The organism is Pigmentibacter sp. JX0631, from assembly GCF_029873255.1.
GTDB lineage: Bacteria > Bdellovibrionota_B > Oligoflexia > Silvanigrellales > Silvanigrellaceae > Silvanigrella.
Genome location: NZ_CP123622.1, coordinates 3,145,951 through 3,168,569 on the forward strand (window position 1 = coordinate 3,145,951; position 22,619 = coordinate 3,168,569).

The 22,619-nt window shown below is 31.3% G+C and carries 18 protein-coding genes; 5 read left to right on the top strand and 13 right to left on the bottom strand.

Going from position 1 to position 22,619, the window contains the following annotated elements; all coding sequences use genetic code 11:
• Positions 1 to 17 precede the first annotated feature (17 nt).
• Positions 18 to 2,255: an FG-GAP repeat protein gene (locus QEJ31_RS13625; protein WP_280590938.1), complete on the top strand. Its 2,238-nt coding sequence runs from the start codon at positions 18 to 20 to the stop codon at positions 2,253 to 2,255.
• 50 nt (positions 2,256 to 2,305) lie between these two features.
• Here QEJ31_RS13625 and QEJ31_RS13630 read toward each other — a convergent pair whose 3' ends face one another.
• Complete coding sequence (locus QEJ31_RS13630) at positions 2,306 to 2,848, bottom strand: response regulator (RefSeq protein WP_280590939.1); 543 nt, start codon at positions 2,846 to 2,848, stop codon at positions 2,306 to 2,308.
• Between the two features lie 12 nt (positions 2,849 to 2,860).
• Positions 2,861 to 4,144, bottom strand: a complete 1,284-nt coding sequence (locus QEJ31_RS13635; protein WP_280590940.1) for a HAMP domain-containing sensor histidine kinase — start codon at positions 4,142 to 4,144, stop codon at positions 2,861 to 2,863.
• A gap of 213 nt (positions 4,145 to 4,357) precedes the next feature.
• On the opposite strand from QEJ31_RS13635, the gene QEJ31_RS13640 reads away from it, so the two are divergent.
• Positions 4,358 to 4,849, top strand: a complete 492-nt coding sequence (locus tag QEJ31_RS13640) for a hypothetical protein (protein WP_280590941.1) — start codon at positions 4,358 to 4,360, stop codon at positions 4,847 to 4,849.
• 2 nt (positions 4,850 to 4,851) lie between these two features.
• Here QEJ31_RS13640 and QEJ31_RS13645 read toward each other — a convergent pair whose 3' ends face one another.
• From QEJ31_RS13645 to yihA, 3 genes are all read right to left on the bottom strand, one after another.
• Complete coding sequence (locus QEJ31_RS13645) at positions 4,852 to 5,838, bottom strand: hypothetical protein (protein WP_280590943.1); 987 nt, start codon at positions 5,836 to 5,838, stop codon at positions 4,852 to 4,854.
• Positions 5,839 to 6,023: 185 nt separating this feature from the next.
• Positions 6,024 to 6,650 carry a tRNA (cytidine(34)-2'-O)-methyltransferase gene (locus QEJ31_RS13650; protein WP_280590944.1) on the bottom strand — a complete coding sequence of 209 codons (627 nt, stop codon included), beginning with the start codon at positions 6,648 to 6,650 and terminating at the stop codon, positions 6,024 to 6,026.
• Positions 6,634 to 7,317: a ribosome biogenesis GTP-binding protein YihA/YsxC gene (gene yihA / locus QEJ31_RS13655; RefSeq protein ID WP_280590947.1), complete on the bottom strand. Its 684-nt coding sequence runs from the start codon at positions 7,315 to 7,317 to the stop codon at positions 6,634 to 6,636. Before yihA ends, QEJ31_RS13650 begins: the two co-directional genes overlap by 17 nt.
• 123 nt (positions 7,318 to 7,440) lie before the next feature.
• Here yihA and lpdA point away from each other — a divergent pair, with 123 nt between their 5' ends.
• The 3 genes from lpdA to QEJ31_RS13670 all read left to right on the top strand — a co-directional run bounded on the left by lpdA (position 7,441) and on the right by QEJ31_RS13670 (position 11,342).
• On the top strand, positions 7,441 to 8,844 hold the full coding sequence (lpdA, locus tag QEJ31_RS13660; RefSeq protein WP_280590949.1) for a dihydrolipoyl dehydrogenase: 1,404 nt from the start codon (positions 7,441 to 7,443) through the stop codon (positions 8,842 to 8,844).
• A 48-nt stretch (positions 8,845 to 8,892) separates the two neighbouring features.
• Positions 8,893 to 10,182, top strand: coding sequence for a dihydrolipoamide acetyltransferase family protein (locus tag QEJ31_RS13665; RefSeq protein ID WP_280590951.1), 1,290 nt, complete (start codon positions 8,893 to 8,895; stop codon positions 10,180 to 10,182).
• Positions 10,183 to 10,259: 77 nt separating this feature from the next.
• Positions 10,260 to 11,342, top strand: coding sequence for a BMP family ABC transporter substrate-binding protein (locus tag QEJ31_RS13670; RefSeq protein WP_280590952.1), 1,083 nt, complete (start codon positions 10,260 to 10,262; stop codon positions 11,340 to 11,342).
• A gap of 3 nt (positions 11,343 to 11,345) precedes the next feature.
• Here QEJ31_RS13670 and QEJ31_RS13675 read toward each other — a convergent pair whose 3' ends face one another.
• From QEJ31_RS13675 to QEJ31_RS13710, 8 genes are all read right to left on the bottom strand, one after another.
• Complete coding sequence (locus tag QEJ31_RS13675) at positions 11,346 to 12,152, bottom strand: transporter substrate-binding domain-containing protein (RefSeq protein WP_280590953.1); 807 nt, start codon at positions 12,150 to 12,152, stop codon at positions 11,346 to 11,348.
• Positions 12,153 to 12,297: 145 nt separating this feature from the next.
• Complete coding sequence (argS, locus tag QEJ31_RS13680) at positions 12,298 to 14,073, bottom strand: arginine--tRNA ligase (RefSeq protein WP_280590954.1); 1,776 nt, start codon at positions 14,071 to 14,073, stop codon at positions 12,298 to 12,300.
• A 165-nt stretch (positions 14,074 to 14,238) separates the two neighbouring features.
• Positions 14,239 to 15,624 (bottom strand): DNA repair protein RadA, encoded by a 1,386-nt coding sequence (radA, locus tag QEJ31_RS13685; protein WP_280590956.1) that lies wholly within the window; start codon positions 15,622 to 15,624, stop codon positions 14,239 to 14,241.
• A gap of 14 nt (positions 15,625 to 15,638) precedes the next feature.
• Positions 15,639 to 17,042, bottom strand: coding sequence for a TRAM domain-containing protein (locus QEJ31_RS13690; RefSeq protein WP_280590958.1), 1,404 nt, complete (start codon positions 17,040 to 17,042; stop codon positions 15,639 to 15,641).
• A 13-nt stretch (positions 17,043 to 17,055) separates the two neighbouring features.
• On the bottom strand, positions 17,056 to 18,219 hold the full coding sequence (locus QEJ31_RS13695) for a FapA family protein (protein ID WP_280590959.1): 1,164 nt from the start codon (positions 18,217 to 18,219) through the stop codon (positions 17,056 to 17,058).
• A 114-nt stretch (positions 18,220 to 18,333) separates the two neighbouring features.
• Positions 18,334 to 19,698, bottom strand: coding sequence for an undecaprenyl-phosphate glucose phosphotransferase (locus tag QEJ31_RS13700; protein WP_280590960.1), 1,365 nt, complete (start codon positions 19,696 to 19,698; stop codon positions 18,334 to 18,336).
• Positions 19,695 to 20,864: a glycosyltransferase gene (locus QEJ31_RS13705; RefSeq protein ID WP_280590961.1), complete on the bottom strand. Its 1,170-nt coding sequence runs from the start codon at positions 20,862 to 20,864 to the stop codon at positions 19,695 to 19,697. Before QEJ31_RS13705 ends, QEJ31_RS13700 begins: the two co-directional genes overlap by 4 nt.
• Complete coding sequence (locus tag QEJ31_RS13710; protein WP_280590963.1) at positions 20,864 to 22,573, bottom strand: NFACT RNA binding domain-containing protein; 1,710 nt, start codon at positions 22,571 to 22,573, stop codon at positions 20,864 to 20,866. The genes QEJ31_RS13705 and QEJ31_RS13710 overlap by 1 nt, the downstream gene beginning before the upstream one ends.
• Positions 22,574 to 22,619 lie beyond the last annotated feature (46 nt).

Sequence of the window (22,619 nt, forward strand, 5' to 3'; positions counted from 1 at the left end):
TATTAATTGGGGGATTTATGCCTAATTTTTTTCAAAAATTTAAAATTAAATTAAAATATCAATTAATTATATTGATTTTTTTATTGTCATTCCTTCTTTCATGTTCAAAAGGCGGAAGTGGTTTTGGTGGAGGATATGACTCAGCAAATTCTAGCGCAAATGTAATTACGCAAAACCCAAGTGGAAATTATCAAAATTATTTACTGATAGGTGCAAAAGGGAGAAACGGAACAGGTTCTGTATTTCGCTGCTCTTTAGAAGGAGATGATTGCATAGAAATATTTGGTGGATTAGCCGGATATATTAGTGCAACAAATTTAACGCTAAAATCAAATGATTTATTTGGTTCTAGCATTGGTGTGAATGAGAATTCAATCTATATTGGAGCAATAAATAAAAGTGGATTTAATGCAGTAAATATAATGGAAATAAATAACCCCAATGGAGCTGTTTATAAATGTGATTTGTCCGGTCTAAATTGTTCTATAATTGATTCTAGTACTTTAAAATTAATTACAAATGATAATTTTGGAGCTAGTATTTTTGTCACAAATGATGCTATTTATATAGGCGCTGTTGGAAGAGATGGAGGAACTCCTGCTCAATCAAATTTATACGACATGGGCAGTTTATTCAAATGTGCTTCAGATGGAACAAAGTGCGTTGAAATAATGGGTGGAAAAGACCAGTCAAACCAAATTCGAAAAAATTTAAATGGGTTTGATAATTTTGCGTCAAGTATATATTTAACAAATTCTAATCTTTATATAGGTGCAAAGAATAAAAATGGTGGTAATGGACGGGTTTTTAAATGTAACACGGAAGGATTAAACTGTGTTCAATTTGATGTTTCAAGATTGAATTTAATTACTAATGATAATTTTGGTTACAGCATAACTGGAACAGAAAAAAATATCTATGTTGGTGCAATTGGCAGAGATAGCGGTCCTACAAATAAAAGTGATTTATACGATACTGGTGCTGTTTTTAAGTGTGATTTTGATGGAAAAAATTGTAGTGAATTTTTTGGTGGACAAAATCAAAAAAGTTTTAATGAGTTAAAATTAGGTGTGAATGATAATTTTGGTTCTTCATTGGCGATATACGGAAATTATATCTATGTTGGTGCTGTTGGAAGAAAAGATGAAACAGGGAAAAGAACAGGCTCTGTCTTTAGATGTAAACTTGAGCCAGGAAAAGACAACGATAAACAATTAACTGACTGTATAGAGCTAATAGCTGGCCGTACTCATGGAGTAAATAAAGCAAGAATTCTAGGATTAAAAGAAGGGGATTCTTTTGGTTCAAGTATTACAGTAGCAACGTTGCCTATCACTGAAACAGGTTTTATCTTACAAGATATTTATAAAGTTATTGGTAAAACTTCTGATAGTTTAATTGATGGTTTGAATACAGTAAATTTTTCTCTCCAATTGTCTGTCTTATGTGATGGAATGAGTTCTCCAAATTCTCAAATATTAAGTAAACAAAATCTTGTTATTAAGTTAGCATACAATAAAAATTGTACTGTAACAGTTGATAGTTTATCAATTAATTCTGAAATTTTTAGTGCGGTTTCTCCTGCTCCTTTGAGTTTTAAAGTAGGTAATGACAAGAAAATTTCCTCAACTGATGATCCTGCAATTTATACATCATCTTTAAATGCTAATAAATATTTTATGAATGTAGCTAGTGAAAAAAATGGATCTTTTCATTTAGGTTTAACTGATATTCAAAATAGATTTAAAGGAAACAATTTTAAATTTGTTGCATTTGATCTTACTTATGATGGAAAAGGATTGCCAATTATTTTAGATAAATCTAGTTTATTTACAACTCTCTTACCTCCTACTCAATCAGTAGGATTTGTTTTGCCAAATGCAAAATTGGATAAATTTCATACAATAACATGGGGAGGTGATTCAGGAAAAGAACAATCAACTTTTAAAGTAAAAGTTTATAATCCAAATACAGTTGATGGATATGAAGTTACTTTAGTTGGAAATAGTGTACCCCAAAATTGTCCAACCTATGCAAATTGGCCCTTAACAACAGCTGTAGGAATTAATTGCGGAACCGATGCAAAAGGTAATTATTCTAAAGGATTTACAATTAAATTCTTGCCGACCTTAAATGATAAATTACCAGAGGGAAATTATTTTGGTACTTTGTATATGCAAGCAATTAATTGGCATGATTTAAATGTATTTCAAAATATGCTAATAAATTTAAATATCACAATTCCAAAAAAATAGCTTACTAGTTATTTACTAGACTTCAATTAATGTTTTGATTGAAGTCTAATTTATTTTTTTGGCGGGTATTTTCTCAATTTTCTTTGTAAACTTTGCCTATGTAACCCAAGTCTTTTTGCAGCATTTGTAATATTTCCATCGCATTCAGCTAATATATACTCAATATATTCTCTTTCATGTTTTGCTAAACTTAACGGAGAGGAAACAAAATTAGTTTGTTGAATATTAGGATATTCTTTATAATCATCCTCAAATAAAGCTAGTTCTAATTGCTTTATATTTACAGGTTTTGTTAAATAGTTTATAGCACCTTTTTTTATTGCTTTAACTGCAGTTGCTAAACTTGGATAACCAGTAAGCATTACTATTTTACAATTAGGATTGAGCTCTTGTAGTAATTCAATAGCGTCGATTCCGTTCTCATTTTTTAATCTTAGATCTATAATAGCATAATCAATGAAATTATTAATTCTTGGAATTTTAGCTGAACTTTCAAGAGCAAATACAGTTAATCCCTTGTCTTCAAATTCAATAGCTAAAGAACTGCGAAAATCTTCATTGTCTTCAAGAATAAGAATTTTTTTATTATCCATAATTTTAAACTTTCATTCTTTCCAAATAGGGATTAAAAATTGCGCGCACGCTCCACCATTTGAATTATCTAGTAAAATAAATTTTCCATTAACAGCAGAAGCTAAAGAGAAAGCATTATATAATCCTAATCCTACTCCGTCTTCTTTTGTAGTGAGAAATGGTTTCCCTGCATATTGTTTAATTATTTTTGGCCAACCTGGACCATTATCAGCTACTGATAATTTAAGATATTGATCTTTTACTTGGAGTTTAACGGATATTTCTAATGTGTTAGAGTTATTTGCTTGAATAGCATTCTCTAAAATATCAATAAAAGCTTTTGTAAAAGCTAAAAGTGGAATTTTACACTCTAAGTTTTTTGCTTCTTTTTCAGATATAAAAATTATATTATTGTTCTTGCTTTTCCAACTAAATATTATCTTACTTATTAATTCATAAATATTTTTTTTCTCAAAAAAAGTTTTTTCGTCAGATAAAGATTTACTATGAATTTGTTTGATAGCACTTTCACATTGATTAATAGCTTTTTTTATAGTTTCCAAATCGGATTGCATTAATTCATTGCTTTTTCTTTCAATACGCTCTGTTCTTAATTTTATTGTATTTAGCGGTGTTGCAAACTCATGTGAAAATCCTGCGGAAAGAGCACCGATAGCACGCAGTTTATCAAGGCGATTATTTTCATTTAAAAGAATTTCTGAATACTTTTTTTGTTTACTTAGCAATCTTGATATCCAATGAGTTAACGAAAAAATTAGAATACAAATTGCCAATTGCCCAGATAAAAATAATGAATTTTTATTTGGATATAAGCTAAAAGCTGGTGGGGTAAAATTTGAATAATGTAAAAATAGTATGCACAGTAATGAGCTAATAAAAAAGATTATTGCTTGAACTTTATGAAGTAATATTGCGCCTAAAATTATATTTAAATAAATAATTTGTACTAGAGGATTCCAAATACCTCCAGTAATAACTAATAAAAATGTAATTGCACAGAGATCTGAAGTAAGCTGAAAAAAAACGAAATTAATGGAGATAATTTTTAATTTATGCGCTAGAAAAAATGCCCCCATATTTAAAATACTTAAATTTAACAGCGTTAGAATGTATAAAAGAATAAATTGTGGTTGTATCCATTCAAATTTTATAACAAAGTACAGAAGTATTAATAACAAAAATATTGCTATCCAGCGTAAATGAATCAGCCAAAATAATTTTGTTCTTTCTTCGTCAGGAAAACTGTAGTCAAATAAAAAACACTTAACCTTTTGTATAAATTGTTTAAAATCCATTTTTTACCTAATCTTAATTGTTAACTAGCTTTTCTGTTAGTCAGATAGTATCTTTAGCTTACCTTAAGATATTTACCAAGTTTTATTATTGAAAAAGCTTTTTTAGCGCAATGATTTGTTGCACTATGATAGAGTTTGCTCCTTTCTTTTTTTCGTTTTGAAAGTTAAAAGTTTAATGTTTTGAATAGTTTTTTTTGTTACTAGGAGTTATGAATGTCGAATTTTACTAAAATATTCTTATTATTAGGTATCATTGTTGCTGTTATTGCTTTAGTTTTATTATTTTTTAAAAAAGGTGAAACGAAACCTTTAATTGAAATTTCTATGCATTTAGCAACATATGATAAAAAATCAGGAAATGTTGAAAATTTGTCTCCTAACCATAACCAAAAAGCGTTTGGTATTCTGCAGTTTTTTTCGAAACCAAATTCAAAAAATATGAGTCAATCCATTTTGTGCGTACAAGATCATCAAATTGTTGATAAAATAGACTTGTATATGCCTGATATGGGGCATGGAAGTCAGCCTCCAACGATTGAAAAAACAGATATACCAAGTAATATAAGATCCAAAGCCTCATCTGAAATACAACTAGGCTGTTTTAAGCTTGATAATATGCAACTATTTATGACGGGAGATTGGCAAATAAGGGTGTTTTATCAAAATGGAAATCTTGGCCTTTTCGATTTAAAAATAATAGAATAGTTTTATATATTTTTTAAATAATTTAAATCTTCAAAAATGGCTAAAGCAGTTTGCAAGGGCCCAACTCCATTTCCTCTAACAACATGAGTTTTTTCACGGCCTAAATTAAACGAATATGAAACGCAATCAGATGAGCAATAAAGTGGGGAGTGCTCTTCAATTTCAAGGTATGATAAATGAATTGCACCTTCAGCTTGTGCAGAGCAAATTAGGCGTGTTGTTTTTCCTTTAGCTTTTCTGTAACGGATAAGATCTGGATCAATTTCCTTTAAATTTTGGAGAAAAATAGAAGAATCATATTTATACCCAAATATTGCATTTGCTGCTATATTAATAGAAATAAAGGCATTTTTAGCAATTAATTCGTCTTCAATAGAATATTCAAAAATTCTTTTTTCTTTCCCAAAATTTATTGCATTTTCTAAACTCTCTCCTTTTTCTATCAGCTCAATTAAAAATGTACTTACTGGATGACAATTTGCGCTAAAGGACAAACACTTGTTCCTGAGTAATTCTAAATTACTTTGCAGATATCTTCCTATTCCATTTAAGGCAGCATTGATTCCTATATTTTTTGAATATTCTGTGAGTAAAATATCAATTCCATAAAATAATGTATCTCTTGCAGAGAAAATAACTTTGTTATTTTCTCTTAATATTTTTTCGTAAAAATTGTAATTATTGTGGGAATTTAAAAGTTTTGTTTCTTGTGAGTCAATTATTATATTTGGTCTATTTGCAGTATCAAGAAAGTCATAAAAATTATTGCTAGAGATATATACATTTAGGTTTTTTTTTTCGTGTTCCTTAATATTTAGTATTTCAGAAATGTTTAAACCAGTTGGATCACTAATTGTTGATTTAGAATCAGACGCCTCTGTTACCTTAAATTCATTTTTATTTAGATTTTTTAACACAGCACAACCAACCTTACCTACACCTTTAATTTGAATGGGAATTAATTTATCTGATATACTGTTAAAAACCATAATTTTCTCCCAATAATGAAGAATAAACATAATTGAAATATAGTAATAAAAGAATAAAGCATGAATTAAAAAAACAAGGAATAAACTAGAACTTGGGACAGATAGGAAAAAATCCTAATCAAAACAAAATTTTATAATTAAAAATATTAAAAAAAATAAAATATGTCAATTCATTTCAAAAAATATCAACTTTGGATTTTTGCAATTGCTACGTACATCACTATAGAAACAGTATTGGAAAGATTTAAACTTCTTACTCCCGTATTAAACATTGGTATTGTTACAATCTCAGCATTTCCTTGCGATATTTCTTTTTGCATAACCTCTTTCGGGATTCCAAAAGTTTCAGCCCCAAAAACAAGTAAATCTCCTGGCTGAAATTGAAAATCATATGGAGATTTATTGCCACCAGTTTCGACAAAAATGATTCTTCTTTTTTTTCTTGTCGATAAAAATAAATCCCAACTTTTATGTAAGTAAACTGAAACGTGTTCCCAATAGTCAAGACCTGCACGGCGTAAAGCTTTTTCAGTGATATGAAACCCCATCGGTTCAATAAGATGGAGAGTGCAACTAAAGGCGGCGCACATGCGGGCAATTGTTCCTGTATTTGGAGGAATTTGCGGGCAATAAAGAACCACTTCAGGGTGAAATTTTAATAATTCTTCTTTCACTTCTGGATATAAATAACCTTGTTTATCAAAGGAAAGTTTAGGTTTAGACTGAATAATTATATCATCTTTATCTAATAAAGTTTCACCTAATTGATACATGAGTTTACCAGTGTACTCAGGCTCATTGTGGGATGTCATTTTCTTCATCCTCTAAATCTTTTTCTAGTGCATCAAGCATTCCTGAAATATTTTTAAATATATCATTTAAACCCAATTTTTTGTCAGAACTTGTTGTAATTACTTGGCTTGGATGCAGTGCGAGTTTTTTTGCATGAATTTCTCTTAATTGTTGCCATTTGCTTTTATGTACTTTGTCGCATTTTGTTTGAATACAAATAACTTTTAACCCTAGTTTTTGAAACCAACGAGATAAATTTTCGTCCTCTGGTTGAATATCTCTACGAATATCAATTAAAATAAAGATTGCAAAAAGTCCTGTTCTTTCTTCAAAGAAATTTTGCATTTCTTTTTCCCAATGAGCTTGGGTTGTTAGTGCTGATTCTGCATAGCCATAACCCGGAAGATCAACAAGAAAAAAAGTACCTTTTTCAGCTGAAAATAAATTAATAGTTTGAGTTCTCCCAGGAGTATTACTTACTCTAGCGAGTTGTTTTTGTCCTCCGACAAAATTTATTAAAGAACTTTTTCCAACATTACTTCTACCAACCAATGCGAATTCTGGCGCGGAAGATGGGGGTAAATCTGAGTTCTTAAGCCCCGAACAAATAAAATCAATTCGCAGGGGGGTTTTCTTTTCTGATAAAGACAATATAAAATCTTGATTTGGTAGTTTAATCTCGCGCATGGGGGACTTTTCCTTTCCCGAGGTTGCGTTTTACGATGGGCAAGACTACATACAAACAGCGGGAGATTCCAAGTGTCTTTTTAGGATATTTTTAGGATTAATATCTTTGGAGGAAAAAATTTAATGTCTACGAATTATGATTTAATTGTTATTGGAAGTGGTCCAGCTGGTTATGAAGGTGCTGTCTATGCATCACAGTTTGGCTTAAAAGTGGCAATTATAGAAAAAGATCAAACCCTTGGGGGAACTTGCTTGAATGTTGGCTGTATCCCTGCAAAATCAATGCTGCAATCAGCACTCATGTTTGATAAAGCTAAAAAATTTGCAAGCTACGGAGTTAAAATAGCTGGTGCAGATAAAGCTGAACTTGATTTCCCACAAGTGAATAAAAGACGTGATGAAATTGTTAAGAAAATGACTAGTGGTGTCAGTTACTTAATGAAAAAAAATAAAGTAGATGTCCTTCGTGGTTTTGGAACAATTACTGGGAAAGGACAAGTAGAAGTTACAGCTGATGGGAAAAAAACATCTTATACTTGCAAGAATATATTAATTGCGACTGGCAGTAGAGCTCGCCATTTATCACATATTAAAGTTGATGGAAAAAATATTGTCACCTCCGAAGAAATTTGGGCATGGGATAAAGTTCCTGAAACTATGGCAGTTCTAGGTGGTGGAGTAATTGGATGCGAATTTGCTTCAGCTTATGGCCGTTATGGAACCAAGGTAACAGTTTTAGAAATGGCAGATCAAATTTGTCCAACAGAAGATCATGAAACTGCAGCTGAATTAACTAAGGCATTAAAAAAACAAAATTGTGAAATTTTAACAAGCACTAAGACAAAATCTGTGACTGCTAAAGGTAACAAAGTTGAAGTTATGATTGAAGGAGAAAACTCTCCCCGGGTTTATGAAAAAGTCTTGTTAAGTGTTGGACGTGCACCTAATGTTGAAAATATTGGGTTAGAAAAAGTTGGTGTTAAGCTAGATGAACGTGGGTTTATTGCGGTTGATTTGAAAACTTATCAAACAAATGTTCCCGGTATTTATGCAGTAGGTGATGTCATTCCAACGCCACAATTAGCTCACACGGGCTCTGCTGAAGCATTATTTGCAGTTGATATCATTGTTGGGAAAAAACGTCATCCAATTAATTATTTAACTAATCCTGCTGCAATTTATACTTATCCAGAAATTGCAAGTATTGGATATACTGAAAATCAATTAAAAAAAGCTGGCAGAGAATACAAATCAGCTAAGTTCCCATTTTCAGCAATTGCAAAAGCACATATTGATGATGTTGCTGATGGTTTTGTAAAAATATTAACTGATTCGAAATATGGTGAAGTTTTAGGCGTTCATATTGTAAATCCAAAAGCAAGTGAAATGATCTCAGAATTTGCATTAGGTAACAATTTGGAAATGACTATTGAAGAGTTGGCTCATACCATTCATCCACATCCAACTGTGTCTGAAGTTATAAAAGAAGCTGCTCACACTGCAATGGGACATCCAATTAATATATAATATATTCATTTTTGATTTAAAAAACTGATACGAAAAGGATGTTTGTATATGGCAACTCAGAATGTGCTTATGCCTCAAATGGGTGAATCTATTCAAGAAGGAACACTAACCCGCTGGCATAAAAAGTTAGGTGAGAAAGTTCAGAGAGAAGAAATTTTATTTGAAATATCTACAGACAAGGTAGATACAGAAATTCCATCTCCTGTTACTGGCGTTCTTGTCCAAATTTTAGCAAAAGAAGGCGAAACGGTTAGTGTAAATTCTGTAGTTGCGGTCATTGATGATGCTGCAACTCCGGGTGCAGTAGCTGAAGCTCCAAAAGAAGAAAAAGTAACAAAACAACCGCAACAAACTGTTCAAGTTGCCAGCAAAGATGTTGAGACAAGTAATGATGGTACTCAAAAAGTTTATGCGAGTCCTTTAGCAAGAAAAATGGCAGAAGAACACGCTTTAGATTTATCCAAAGTACAGGGATCTGGTGAAGGTAACAAAATTGTTAAAAACGATGTCCTTGCTGCATTAGAATCTAAAACAGTTTCTCCATTAGTCGCTTCTGCGGCAGCAGCTGCTACTGCTCCTGCTGCAAAGGCGAGTTCAGATCATCTCAAATCAACAGGTGGTGGTTCTGAGGGAATTGTTGATGGTGTAAGAGTAAATCGTGTACCAATGACTGGAATGCGTAAGAAAATTGCAGAACATATGGTAATGAGTAAAAGAACAAGTCCACATGTTACTTCAGTAATTGAAATTGATCTGCAAAAAATAGTTGATGTGCGTGCAAAATTTAAAGATAAATTTGAAGCTATAAATGGCTTTAAATTAACCTTTATGCCATTTTTTATGCATGCTGCTATCGAAGCAATTAAAGCTGTTCCCATTGTAAACGCAAGTGTTGATGGTGATACTATTCTCTATAAAAAAGATATTAATTTAGGCTGTGCCGTTGCACTTGATTGGGGCTTAATTGTTCCTGTTATTAAAAATGCTAGTGAGAGAAGTTTTGTCGGATTAGGCAGAGAACTCAATAATTTAGCTGATAAAGCAAGGGGTAAGAAACTTGCTCCTGATGATGTTCGCGGGGGAACATTTTCTATTACAAATTATGGTGGTTTTGGAACTGTTATAGGTCAGCCGATTATCAATCAACCTCAAGTGGCAATCTTTGGAATTGGTGCAATGCAAAAGAAACCAGTCGTCATTAATGATGCTATAGCTATCAGAACGATGTGCTACTGTGTTTTATCATTTGATCACAGAGTTATTGATGGTTCAGATAGTGGTAAATTTTTAAGTACAGTTAAAAATGTAATTGAAAATTGGAATTTACCTGTCATCTAAGGTAGATTATGATGTAAATTTTTGTTAAACCCAAAGGGTATTCCTTTGGGTTTTTTAATTTGTATATTGAGGATGTAATGAATTCTTTTCATAAAATAATATATAAATACTTTTTATGTATGTTTTTTTTACTAAAATCAAATTTTGTGTATGCAAATTTACCAATAATTTGCATGGTATTAGATGTTGGTGGGAAAAACGATAAATCTTTTAATCAATCCGCAGTTGAAGGATTTCAACAGGCATTAGAATCTCTTGCTATTTCAAAAGAGAGTAAATTTTTAGAGACTCATTCCGATCAACAAATTCAACAATTTTTAAGAGCTTTTAGTGTAGATCCTAATTGCAAATTAATTATTTCTGTAGGAGTTAATCCTTCTACTCATGTTAAGGCTTTAGCAGAAAAATATTCAGATAAAAAATACTTAACAATTGATGCTGAAATTCATTCAAGTAAGAAAAATGTTCGTTCAGCTTTATTTCGAGAAGATCAAGGCGCTTTTTTAATGGGAGCTATTGCCGCAATGAAAAGTTCAACAAAGAAAGTTGCAATGATTGGCGGAATGGATATTCCTATGATGAAACGATTTGGCGTAGCTTATGAAGCAGGCGCTAAACATATTTCTACAAAAATCGAAGTTTTGTATACTGTAATTGGTCCAAAAACCGAGGCCTGGAATAATCCTGCGAAAGCTAAAGAAATAGCAATTTCATTATTTACACAAGGATATGATGTTATATTTCAAGTGGCAGGACCTTCAGGACAAGGAATTTTTCAAGCAACAAAAGAATTCAATATAGATCTTGAAAAAAATAAAACAGGCAATCGTGTTCATAAATTTTTCACCATTGGTGTAGATTCAAATCAAAATTCAATTATCCCAGGAGCTGTATTAACAAGTATGTTGAAACATGTAGATATTGCTGTTTATATGGCAATAAAAGATATCGTTGAAGATAGGTTCACTTCCGAGACTAAATATTTTGATTTGCGCAATGGTGGAATTGATTGGGCCTATGATAAATATAATAGAATTTTACTTAGCGGATTAGAAATAAGAAAAATTAATAAAATAAGGTCAGAAATAATTGATGGGAAAATAAAAGTCCCCGATTATTATGAATTAATGAAAAAAGCAAATAATAAAACTTTAAATTGAAAATTACTTTAAATATTTATCAAAAAATTGTTTATACTTTTTGCTTGATTTTAGGTTTTTTAATTCTATATCATAGGCTTTCATTAATGCAATAATATCTCCATATTTTTCATGGGAAAATTTAGAATTTTTTGCAAAGGTATTGTAGTAAAGTTTTTTAAATAACACTGTGTCATAATATGTTATATTTTTTAATTCCAGTTTTTTTGCGGTATAAATCCCAATATTTTTATCTTGAGGATATAGTTGTATTCTGTTTCCAGCTAATTTTTTCATGTTACTTTCTACATTTAGGGAAGGTTCAATGAGTGGATGATAAAGCTGATTCGGCTTATCTACCCAAGGAAATGCTTTCCAAAAATCAGAATTATAGGAATTTTCATGAATCACACCCACAATAAGTTTGTGTGCTTTAACATCATCATAACTTTTAATTTTATACTTTCTCTTTGTTAGATTATTCGTAAATAATACAAATACGGTTTCCCAAACAGCATTTTCTGGATAGAATAAAAACTTTTCTCTATCAGGGTTTTTTGATACCTTTATTCCGATGTCAACGACTCCAGCTTCTAAAGATAACTCGCATCTGGCCCATGGCATTTGTTCAATAAAGTATTCCACCCCTAGTTTATTAAATATATATGTAAAAACATCAATATCTATTCCTTTTACTTCTCCTGTGTCCCGATTAGCTTCTACAAACGGAGGACTTTGTTCTGTACATATCCGAACTGAGTTTCCTGCAAAAATAGAAAATTGCGAAAAAAGTAAAACAAGAAAAGTAAGATATTTGAAAAAGCAAATCATAAATCATCCTGAAAAAAATTTTAGTTGATTCTCTTAGATTAGAATAGAATATTAGAAAATAAATATATGTTAAATTGAATACAATTTTTTTGACTCTTTTTCGGTTTTATTTATTTTGAGTACTAAGAATTACAAAGAGTGAAGCTTACATTCTAGCAGGTGCAGGAATTCCAAGTAATTTTAATCCTTCTGAAATTGCTTGTTTTGAGCATTTAACTAAATGTAAACGGGAATTTTTAATATTGTCGCTGGCATTTTTAATGGGACAGTTTTCGTAAAAACGATTAAAGCTTTTTGCAAGATCATATAAGTAATTAGCTAGGATTGATGGTCTATTTTGGAAACCAGCTTGTAAAGCAAATTCATTAAATTGTGATAAGAGAAAAACCAATTCATGCTCTTGTATTTCATTTATTTCAATTGAGCTGTTAGAAGAAGGTGATCCAATTTTATCTAAGATACTTGAACAACGTGCATGCACATATTGCAAGTAAGGTCCTGTTTCGCCGTCAAGTTTAAGCCATTCCTCTAAGGAAAAATTTATTTGAGTATTATTATCAACCCGTAACATACCATATTTAAGAGCGCCAATTGTTATAATTTTAGCAGTGTCTTCAATTTCTACATCGGACCATTGCCCTTTGTATCGTTCTAAGTAATCAGCAGTTACTTTTTGCTCCATCTTATTTTTTAAATCGAATAATTGTAATCCATTTAATTGTCTTGAACTAAAGGGTTTACCATCTTCAGTATTAACTGTTTCATAAGATAAATGTACTGATTTTGCAGCTTGTGGATAGCCCATGATTTCTGCAATTTTAAATAATTGTTGGAAGTGCAGTTTTTGGCGGGAGTCCACGACAATGATAGATTTTGTTACTTCAGGGTCTGAGAATTTTTTAGTTATCAGATCAATGTCTTTTGTAAGATATAATCCATTTCCGTCGGATTTTAAGAGCATCGCAAAGCCTAATTTCCATGCGGATAAATCTAAACCTATTGCTCCGTTGTCTTTTATAAATACGCCTTCAGCATATTTCCTTTTTACTAGTTCTTTTGAAGGTGCTTCGCATTCGCTTTCAAAGTACCAGGTATCAAATTTTGTATCTAGCCAATCATAAATGTTTCTTAATTCTTCAAGGCTCCATTCACGAGTTTCTTTCCAAAGATCATAGTAATTTCCAGATTTATTATTCAGTTGATGTAATATTTCAGAAATATCTTTTTTAACTTTTGCTTCTTCTTCGGTTTTTTCTATAGCTTTAAAAGCATCGACTGCTTCAGCATATATTTGCCCAAGCCATTGAGTTTTATTTTGAGTAGGTAAATCTTTTTTTGCGGGATGTGTAAGATACCAAATTACCTTTGCGACATGTGTTCCTACATCACCGGGGTAAGTTGCCCGTACGACTTTATTTCCAATGTACTCTAGTAAATTAGCAACAGAGTCACCTAACACTAAACAACGTAAATGTCCTACATGCATAGCTTTATGCGTATTTGGTTGAGAGTATTCTAATACAATTTTTTCTTTTTCATTGTCTTGCAGTAAATTTTTATGAAAATAAGTATTGCTTGAGAAATCTAGTGCCAATTGGTTTGCGTATTGATTAAAGTTACAATGGAAATTTAAATAAGCATTAATACAAGCTACTTCTTTAATAAATTTTTTATTTTTTTTATTTAAATTTTCACTTAAAATTTGAGCTATTTTATTTGGTGCTTGACGAAACGATTTTGCAAATGGAAAACAAGGTAAAGCTGCTTGGCCAAAGGAGAATTCTGGAGGTATAGTCAACATTTTATAAATGTCTTCTTGTTTTGTTTGAAATTCTACATTTAATTCTGAGCTTATAATTATTAACTCATTATAAATGAGTTCAGCGATTTCTTGTTTAAAAGGATCATGCATTGTTGTCATTTCGCACCAAATTTTTAGTTGGAATTTAAAATACTGTTTCCAGTTAGAATTTGCATATGACAAATTCTTTCCCGAGAGCAATAAAATTTTAGGATATTTTAAATACCAAAAGTTGTCTAGATAAAATTATTGAAAAATTATTATTTTTTATTTAATTACAATAAGTTATCTATCCTTGTGAACTATTTCATTAATATGTTCTACTGGAATTACAAAAAAAGGATGTTCAGATTTTTCTATAAGTTTCAATATATGAGGCTGTTCTAATTGATAATTTTGGGACGGAATAAAAACTTTTTCAAACCCGAGCTTCTGCGCTTCTTGGATTCTCGCTAACGCATGATTTACCATTCGTATTTCTCCAGACAATCCTACTTCCCCAAAATAAGCTGATTTTGCTGGTAAAAGTTTGTTAAATAGGCTTGAAGTTACTGCGGCCGCAGTTGCTAGATCGATTGCAGTTTCATATATTTTAAAACCACCAGTAATGTTTGCATAAACATCTTGAGTGGATAAAAATAGACCAGCTCTTTTTTCAAGTACTGCAAGTAAAATTGTAAAACGATTGGTATCAAATCCAGTTGCCAATCGTCTCGGAGATGCAAAAGATGTCTTTCCAACAAGTACTTGGACTTCAAGTAAAATGGGGCGCGTGCCTTCCATTGTAATAGTGACAGCAGAACCTTCACAACCTTTCTTATTTTGATCTAAAAAGAGTGAACTAGGATTAGGGATATCAACGAGACCATGGCCTTGCATGGCAAAAACTCCTATTTCTCCTGTAGAACCAAAGCGATTTTTTTGTGCTCTTAATATGCGATAACCACTAGAATAATCACCTTCTAAATGCATTACAGTATCAACTAGATGTTCAAGTAATTTTGGACCTGCTATGTTACCTTCTTTTGTTACGTGGCCAATAACAAAGGTTGAGATATTTTGGCTTTTTGCATTTTGTAAAATTAGATTAGTACATTCACGCACTTGGCTAACATTTCCAGGACTTCCAGGCAGTTCTGGGTTATATACGGTTTGGATAGAATCTATGACTAAAACTTCTGGTTTTGTTGTTTTTGCTGCTTCTAGAATGGCCAAAATATTTGTTTCATTTGTTACAAGGATATTCATATGCAAGGAGCCAAGTCTTTCGGCTCTAAGTTTTATTTGGGTACAACTTTCTTCACCGCTGGCGTAAAGAACCCTGTATCCACGTTGGGCTAATCCATTTAAAGCTTGCAAAAGCAGAGTTGATTTGCCAATTCCTGGATCACCACTCAGTAAAATTAAACTTCCTACAACCAAACCCCCACCTAAAACTCTATCCAGCTCAGGAACACCACAAAATAAACGTCTTTCTAATTTTTCTTCAACTTTTGGAAGGGGTTTTATATCCGCCTTATTGCCATTTATATTTTGTTGATACTGATTTTTTTGGACTGTTTCTTCATGGATAGAATTCCAAGCGTCACAATCAGGACATTTACCTAACCATTTGGGATGAATTGATCCGCATGAATTGCAGACGAAAATCTGTTTTAAAGAATTTTTCATAGTTAAATCCGTAATTACTCATTTTTTTCGAAACAACCTAATACTTCGTAGTGTGTAGTATGACCGAAGGAATCAAATAATGTTAGATTGTTTAATTGAAAGCCACCTTCTAAGAGCACACGTGAGTCTCTTGCAAAACTTGCTGGATCACAAGCCAGATACAAAATAAGAGCATTTTTTGCACAGAGTTCGACTATTTTCTGCATATTAGGAATTGTACAGCCTGCACGTGGAGGATCTAAAATTAAGATATGAATTCCCTGATAATTATTTGGATCTTGAGACTTTAATTGAAATTGTTCATTTATAAAATCATCGACATTTTGTGTTTTTCCTTGCACAGGAAAATTTTTATAGTTTTGATTTAATGAATCAATTGCTTCTTTTATGCCTTCAATTCCATAGCAATTAATTTTTAAATTATATTGTTGACCAACAAAGTAAGGAATTCCTGTAAAAACTCCAGCACCAGAATATAAGTCATAAGTGATAAAATTTTGAATTTTATTTTGATTTTTTTTGAGAAAAAAATCGATACTCATTTTTATATATTTGTAGTAATGAAAAATACAATTTATGTGCGGTTGAACAAAACTTTGTTTTTTTAATTTAAATTTTTGTAAATCCGGATGTTTTATTAATATGTGTTGATCTTGATTGATTTCAAGATTTTTTTCAATAATTTTATGAATATTTCCTACTTGTAAAGATTTTTCAAAATTAAAAATATCAGCAATATTTATTACTATTTTCCCATCATCACTTTCAGTGACTTCAATTTCACATTCCCAATGTTTATTTTCTAGAAGTGAAACACATTTTAGCAGAGTTTTTTTTATGAATTCTATTTTATGATTAATCAATTCTGTAGAAATTAAACACTTTGAAATATTTATTACTTTATTTGAACTGCTTTGTTTAAAGCCAAGATTTTTTCCATCAAAATGTAACCGAATCCTTCGACGATAATATTCTTTCTTTAAGTAAACAACTTCAAGAATTTGTTCTGCTTTACTAAAATGAGAATGATTCCATTTACCAATTCGTTTTAAAGTTTCAAAAAACCATTTTAATTTAAAATTCGTTTGTAATTCAGGAGAAATATGTTGTAATTGGCAACCACCACATAATTCATAATATTGACAAGGTGGTAGCGATCTAAAGGAAGCGGTTGTTTCTAATTTTGCTAAAATTGCGAGTTTATAAGTAGATTTTTTCTTGATAATTTCTACTTTAGCTTTTTCTCCAGGTAAAAGATCTTTGACAAAAACAATAATTTGATCTTCACCTTTTGCAATAGCTTTGCCATCTGTAGCTAAATCATAAGCAGTAATTGTTTCTCTATCATTTTTTTTTGCAGTAGTATGAGAAAGTGAGGTCTTTGAAAGAGATTTTTGTTTAGATCGATTACGTTGCATTTAGAATAAATACCTATTGATTTGGTGGTGGCCAAGGTTGTGTAAATTTAATAATTATATTTGATTTCCGAATTTGAATACGTGTTCCTTCAGAAAGAGCTTCAACTTTCGAGTTTTTTGCACTTTCTTCTGATAAATATTTAACATATGTAGGTTTTTCTTTTTCACTACCAATGTTTTTAGCATTTATCGTTCCTTTATTCATGATAATTTCTGATCCCGCTATTTTGCCGGGATCTCCAAGGCATTCCAAATTACCATTCGTAATCACCTTTGAAGCTAAAATAGCTTTTTCAACTTTTACGTTACCTTCAATAATAAAACAACTTGATTGAATAAAAACAGCTTCAAGATTTCCTTGAATTTGAACAGCTTTTGTTTCATCTGTTGGATTATTTGTTTGTATTCCACTTTTTGCTTTAACATTGCCTTTAACTTGAATTTTGGAAGCAGACCAAAATTCTTCAAGAGTTAAATCACCATCAACAACCCAATCAAGAGATCCTTGTAATTCACATTTAACAACGACGCTACAAGGGAAGTGAACTTTATGAAATTGATCGGGGCGAACATCTTTTACAGTATAAAAATCAATGTAATCGATTTTTCCGTCATGTTGGATCACAGCTTGTCCGCCTTTAGCACATTTTATTTCACCATTTTTATCGAGAATAAATTCAGGATGAGTTGTAATAACTTTTTTTTCATCAACTTTTTCTCCAGTTAAAGGTAGTACGTTAGGTAATTCTTCACCATAGATTGTTTTTGCCAAACTGGCAGGAGTTGGTTGTTTAATGATTCCAAAGGGTATTCCTGGTCTTACTAAATCTTTTGGCATAGTAATAGGATTTAACCATTTAATTGTTGCTGGTTTTGCAGGCATATAAGGACTGCCTTTAATTAATATGAAATTTTTTTCAAATTGCTTTTGTTTTGAAGCAGCGCATTGAATAAGTTCTTGAAATGCCTGTTGAGAAGGTTTGGCAGAGAAACCTAATTTTACTAAGTATGCAGATAATTGTTCAAATGTTAATTTTGCGACTTCAGGACTAATATTTGATTTTGCAGGGATAAATGCTTCCATGCCATCAGGTGCAGCAACTATTTGAAAGAATTTTTTTACTGATGGAGAGGAAGCGGGCGCTGTTGGACTTTTAGGTGGTTCTGGTGAATTCATAGATTTAACTCCAAATGCGCAATTAAAATTGGTTTTATATTAGTTTAACAGAAATTTGTATTTCTACCAAGAAAAGCCAATATTTTAAGCATATGAAGAGGGATGAAAAGAAAATTAATATGCGTTAGGATGGATGAGCCCTTTCAAGGGGGTTAATAATACGATTTTCATATCTAACCAAAAATTCCAATTTTGAATATACCAAAGATCACATTCAATTCTTTTTTCTAAAGATGTATTTCCTCGCCAACCATTTATCTGTGCCCAGCCGGTTATACCTGCCTTTACTTTATGTCGCAGCAGATATCCTGGTATTTGCTCTTTAAAATCATCAACAAAGACAGGTCGTTCAGGTCTTGGTCCCACAACACTCATCTCACCTTTTAGCACATTTATAAATTGTGGAATTTCATCCAAACTTGTTTTTCTAAGCCACTTACCAACTGAAGTAGTTCGATTATCATTTGATTTTGCCCAAACTGGTCCTGATTTTGCTTCGGCATCTACAAACATTCCTCTGAATTTAAGGCAATTAAATTTTTTTCCATCTAATCCCATTCTTTCTTGCTTGAAAAAGATAGGCCCAGGGCTGCTAATGCGAACTAAAATTGCGCAAATTAAGTAGATAGGGGAGAAGCAAAGCAAAAAAAGAAGAGAAAAACAGATATCAAACATGCGTTTTAAAATTAAGCCAAAACTGTGGAGCTGGGAAGAATTTAACGAAAGAGCCGTAATTCCATCGAATTGAATTGGATTGGGGCTAAAAAAAGTTTTTTCACCTGTGTAAGGAATAAGGAAAATATCAGCTAAACTTTTATCTAAATGTTTGTAAATTTCGTTTACTTTAATAGTTTCTTTTGCATTAGGAACTATAAAAATTAAATTTACAGGAGTTTTTCTTAAATAATCATCTATAGCAGTTATTTCAGAAAAAGAATGAGTTGCAGCTAATTTTAAATTCCAATCAGAATGTGATTGAATAATTTTAGCTAAAGATGTTGAATTTGGCCCTTCACCAATAATGATAGCATTTTTTTTATTTTTACTATGCTTTAAATAGAGCCTGTTAAGTTTTCGAATTATACTTCTGCCAATTGGCAGAAAGATCAACACAAGAACAAAAAATATTACTAAAGTAAAACGACTATATCTGTGATCATAAATAAAATAAGATAATGTAACAAAAATAAAAAAAGAGATAGTGTGTTGCTTGGTTAAAAGATAGTTTTCTTCCCAAATTTTCTTCTTTATTAAATTCTTTTTATAAATGCCTGAAGATAAAAAAATAAAAAAATAACAGGTTATTAAAATTGGTAGTAATTTAAGATAATTAAATAAGGAATCGCTTCCTTTTGTAAGTGCGATTATTTCAAAATTGAAACGCAATACAAAAGCAAATATCCAAGAAAATGCTATTATAGCAAAATCTAAAATAGCTCTATAAATATTTAATTTTTCTACATGCCTACTAATAATCATTCGATAACCCTTTTAGAATTTAAACAATCTAATAAAATTTTCATCATTTTTTGGGAGAACACTTCTTCAGAAAATTTTTCCACATGCAAAGCCATATTTTTTTTATCTTCAGCAGAAATATCTTTAACAAGAGCTGCTTTAACTGCTGCTATCATCGATTCCTGAGAGTTCTCAGGAAAAGTATATCCAGTGACGTTATCAATTACTGTTTCTTTTGTACCTCCTTGATTTGGTGCTACCACCCAGAGTCCAGCAGCGGTAGCTTCTAATGGAACAATGCCAAAATCTTCAATTGCAGGGAATAATAAACAATGTGCTTGAGCATATATTCCTGGTATTTTTTCATCATGTGGATCAATGAAAAATTCTATTCTATTACCATACTTATCTTTAGCTTTTAATATTTCTTCGCCTTGACCTGCGGCAATTACAGGAATTTTGTTAGCAACAAGTAATTCTAATGTTTGTAACATTTTTTTATAAGGTGTCCATGCACCAAACAACAATACTTTTCTTTTTTGTGGAATATTGTTTTGCTGATCAATAATATTAAAATATTTTATATTCACTGGAGGATAAACAACTTCTGCGCTGCGGCCATAGTAAAGTTGGCAGCGTCTAGCAACAAATTGGCTATTAGCAATTAACTTATCTATTCTTATTGCTGAAGTAACATCCCAAATTCGTATTCTATTTAAAAAAAATCTTCTTAAAATTTCAAAAGGTCTTGTTAATTTAGGCTGGTATTTAAAGTAACGATGTTCTTGATCCCATGCATAACGCATTGGGCTATGAATATAAGAAATATGCAAAGCAAGTGGAGGTGGAATTATACCTTTAGCTACACAGCTACTACTTGAAATAATCAGGTCATAATTTTCCAAATTAAAACTTTCAATTGCGATAGGTAGCAATGGTAATAGATTTTTATATATTTTTTCAATAAATGGAATTTTACTTAAAAAAGAGGATATAAATAAATGTTTATTTTTTAAATGTAAAACTTTTCCTGGTTTTCCAAATAAATAATAAAAATCTGCTTGTGGGAACAAATTTAATATTTGTTCTAATACTCTTTCTCCACCTCTTCTGGTGAACATCCAATCATGCACAATCGCAACTTTTAAATTGGTTGTTTTAGCAATAAACTCTTTCTTCATTTCCATTATATACTGGCACCTGCAAGTAATTTTTGTAGTTCAGTTTGGTCATATTTAATTAATAGCGTATCACATCTTCTTACCAGGACTTTTCCAATTGGTAAATTTTTCTTTTTTTCTATATCAGCACGAGTTGCTAATTGGATTTCTGCACTTTGAGCTCTACTGTGTTTGGAATGATGTACAGCTAAAATAGAGGCTTCTCTTAATGCTTGAGCAGAAGGTCTTTTTCCTCCTTTAGGTTTTTCGAGCCAAACATGACTTCCTTCGCCAGTCAGTACGTGTATCCATGTATGATTTGAAGGCATCATTTTTATCATTTTATCACCATCTTCAGCTGATTTAGCGACCCGAATAAATTCACCTGTTGAAGCAAAGTAAACCCTAAACGGTAACCGTTTTTCTTTTTCTTCGATTAATTTCCGTTCAAGTTTACTTTCAGTAATAGGGATATCTAAAATTCGACATAGTTTTGATACTAAAGGTAGATCTTCTTTTTCGAGGATTAAGTCTAATATGTATTTAGAAAATTTATTTATATCTTTATTATAAACATTAAGTGTTTCTTTAGAGTAAATGTCTATAAAATAATTTAACTCTTTCGCGCAACTTACTATCAAGAGTTTGAAATCATTTTCTGCTTGAATACTCTCAGCTATTCTAGTTGTAAGTTCTTGTTTTCTTCTTTTTAAAACATCAATTTCATGATGAATTTTATTTAAAATATCACCTGGTTTTTCACCTTTTTTCAAAGTATAAAATGCTGGTAATCCAAATTCCGAAATAAATTGCGGTGGTACATACCATGTGATAGATTCTTTTGGCCATAAATATAAATTTGTTTTTAAACCTTCACTTTGTTTTAGAAGTCTAGAAATTTCCTGTTGGTCAGGTAAATCTTGTTTTTGTTTTTGAATTCTTCGAGTCAAAAATTGGAGTTTTGTTTTTGCTGCTCTTCTAATATGCGTAGGTATATTTTCTAAAGCTGTAACAAGTGAAAGTTCTTCTGGAATTTTAGGAAAGTTTAAGGGAACAGAAGTTTTAACATCCTGTTGCTTAATTTGATCTTTGTCTTCGCCAAATCCTGGCATTGGACAGTAGCCGATTAAAGGATGAAAAAAACAAGCTCTTTTTTTTGTTTTTGTATTTTCTTCACTCCATTCACACCAGCTTTCAAAAAAATAGTCTTGAATAGAAAATTGGTGTCCACATTCTTCGATGTATCTATTAGGAACTCCTAAATATTTTTTAGCTAATATCACTCTAGGTGGCTTTGCATCTAAATCCAAAATCAAACTATCTGGTCCTGCTTCTATTTCAAGATAATTTTCGAGATTTTTATTTGGTTCCCCAAATTCTAGAATTATGGTAATTGGTGCCATAGTCGCATAAGCGGAAGTTATCTTCCGTCCTTGCAAGTATTTACGTGCAATCTGAACAATAGAGTTCGGTTGTTTTAAAGGAATAGGTTTCAAGTGTGTTGTAGAAATACCGCTTTCACCTTTTTTCATACTTAATAGAACAGTGCTTTTATCATCGCCTGGTTTATAAACAGATAAGATAAGTTGTCCATGTTCTGATGCGGTTATTTTTTGCAAACTTGTATTGATCATTCTATGGAGAGGAGTGGAAAATTTTTTAGTCCAAATGGCAAGTTGTGCAATGTTTGAACGGTTATTAAGACTGATATTTTTTGATGGGTTTATCTCTTTCACAATTGTCATCCTGTTTTTATTATCGTCTATAACTTGTTGACGACAT

Coding starts and splice junctions, on each gene's coding strand:
- QEJ31_RS13625 (WP_280590938.1), top strand. CDS start 18: ATGCCTAATTTTTTTCAAAAATTTAAAATTAAATTAAAATATCAATTA.
- QEJ31_RS13630 (WP_280590939.1), bottom strand. CDS start 2,848: ATGGATAATAAAAAAATTCTTATTCTTGAAGACAATGAAGATTTTCGC.
- QEJ31_RS13635 (WP_280590940.1), bottom strand. CDS start 4,144: ATGGATTTTAAACAATTTATACAAAAGGTTAAGTGTTTTTTATTTGAC.
- QEJ31_RS13640 (WP_280590941.1), top strand. CDS start 4,358: ATGTCGAATTTTACTAAAATATTCTTATTATTAGGTATCATTGTTGCT.
- QEJ31_RS13645 (WP_280590943.1), bottom strand. CDS start 5,838: ATGGTTTTTAACAGTATATCAGATAAATTAATTCCCATTCAAATTAAA.
- QEJ31_RS13650 (WP_280590944.1), bottom strand. CDS start 6,650: ATGACATCCCACAATGAGCCTGAGTACACTGGTAAACTCATGTATCAA.
- yihA (WP_280590947.1), bottom strand. CDS start 7,317: ATGCGCGAGATTAAACTACCAAATCAAGATTTTATATTGTCTTTATCA.
- lpdA (WP_280590949.1), top strand. CDS start 7,441: ATGTCTACGAATTATGATTTAATTGTTATTGGAAGTGGTCCAGCTGGT.
- QEJ31_RS13665 (WP_280590951.1), top strand. CDS start 8,893: ATGGCAACTCAGAATGTGCTTATGCCTCAAATGGGTGAATCTATTCAA.
- QEJ31_RS13670 (WP_280590952.1), top strand. CDS start 10,260: ATGAATTCTTTTCATAAAATAATATATAAATACTTTTTATGTATGTTT.
- QEJ31_RS13675 (WP_280590953.1), bottom strand. CDS start 12,152: ATGATTTGCTTTTTCAAATATCTTACTTTTCTTGTTTTACTTTTTTCG.
- argS (WP_280590954.1), bottom strand. CDS start 14,073: ATGACAACAATGCATGATCCTTTTAAACAAGAAATCGCTGAACTCATT.
- radA (WP_280590956.1), bottom strand. CDS start 15,624: ATGAAAAATTCTTTAAAACAGATTTTCGTCTGCAATTCATGCGGATCA.
- QEJ31_RS13690 (WP_280590958.1), bottom strand. CDS start 17,042: ATGCAACGTAATCGATCTAAACAAAAATCTCTTTCAAAGACCTCACTT.
- QEJ31_RS13695 (WP_280590959.1), bottom strand. CDS start 18,219: ATGAATTCACCAGAACCACCTAAAAGTCCAACAGCGCCCGCTTCCTCT.
- QEJ31_RS13700 (WP_280590960.1), bottom strand. CDS start 19,698: ATGATTATTAGTAGGCATGTAGAAAAATTAAATATTTATAGAGCTATT.
- QEJ31_RS13705 (WP_280590961.1), bottom strand. CDS start 20,864: ATGGAAATGAAGAAAGAGTTTATTGCTAAAACAACCAATTTAAAAGTT.